A 1,339-nucleotide genomic window follows, 5' to 3' on the forward strand; every position below is an offset into this window, starting at 1 on the left:
CCTTATTTCTGGTGAATTGATGAAGCCCAAAAAGCAAGCACTCACCCTTTGTGACGATCTTTTTCGGATGAGACTGGAACAAATGCTGGACCAACACCATGCGTTATACCAGCTGGCAGAGAAAATTGACTGGTCAGTGGTAGAAGAGCAGTTTGACCAGCTGTATTCGGAAGCAGGTCGCCCAGCCATTGCGATTCGCTTGATGGTAGGGCTGCACTACCTGAAGCACATTTTCAATGAATCGGATGAGACGGTGGTGGCACGCTGGGTAGAGAATCCTTATTGGCAATACTTCTGCGGCGAAGAATATTTCCGCCACGAGTTGCCAATTGATCCCAGCCAGATGACGAGATTTCGTAAGCGCATTGGTGAAGCAGGCTGTGAATTCATGCTAAGTCTAACGGTAGTGGCAGGAATTAGCACGCAGACCGTGTCACAGACATCGCTTGCAGTGGTAAACGTGGATAGCACGGTACAGGAAAAAGCGATCAGTTAGCCCCTCTGATGCTCGGCTGTATCACAAGGCTAGAAGTGCGCTGGTAAGGCTAGCCAAGCGCATGGGGATTGTCTTGCGACAAAGCTACGAGCGTTTATCCAAACGCGCACTCATGATGAATGGACGCTATGCCCATGCCAGGCAGATGCAGCGCGCCAAGCGCGAACAAAAGCGGCTCAGGACTTACCTGGGACGAGTTATTCGCGATATCGAGCGCAAGCTTGCGCATCAGCAGACAACAGTAGGATACCCAAGAATTAACCGGTTGCTGGAAATTGCCAAAAGAATTCATGCGCAGCAACGACATGATAAAAACAAGGTGTACAGCGTCCATGCCCCGGAAGTTGAATGTATTGCCAAGGGCAAGGCGCACAAACCTTATGAGTTTGGAGTCAAGGTAGGCATAGTGACTACTAACAAAGAGAGCTTTGTCGTGGTAATAAAATCATTTCCGGGCAATCCGTATGATGGGCATACGCTGACAGCATCCTTGGAACAAGTTCACAAACTAACGCGTATTGCGCCAAAGGAAGTTTATGTGGATCGGGGCTATCGAGGACATGGGGTAACAGATAAGGTCAAAGTATGGATAGCAGGAGCCAAGCGCGGCCTGACGGTGGCGATCAAAAAGAAGCTCAAACGGCGCAGCGCGGTGGAACCCGTGATCGGACACATGAAAAACGATGGGCGTCTGGGGAGAAATTTTCTCAAAGGTGCCGCAGGCGATGCCATGAATGCCTTGCTGTGCGGTGCTGGCTATAACTTGCGCAAGATTCTGGGCCACTTGGCGCTTTTATGTGCTCGCTCCGGCATCAATCCTAATCGGTTATTGATGACCAATAG

1 pseudogene is annotated in these 1,339 nt (G+C 50.3%); it reads left to right on the forward strand.

Annotated elements, in window-relative coordinates:
* Positions 1-19: 19 nt before the first annotated feature.
* Positions 20-1,339 (forward strand): annotated as a pseudogene (locus BM122_RS22070) (IS5 family transposase); the annotation flags it as partial.

Origin of the sequence: Nitrosomonas communis, from assembly GCF_900114745.1 — a bacterium.
Lineage (GTDB): Bacteria > Pseudomonadota > Gammaproteobacteria > Burkholderiales > Nitrosomonadaceae > Nitrosomonas > Nitrosomonas communis_A.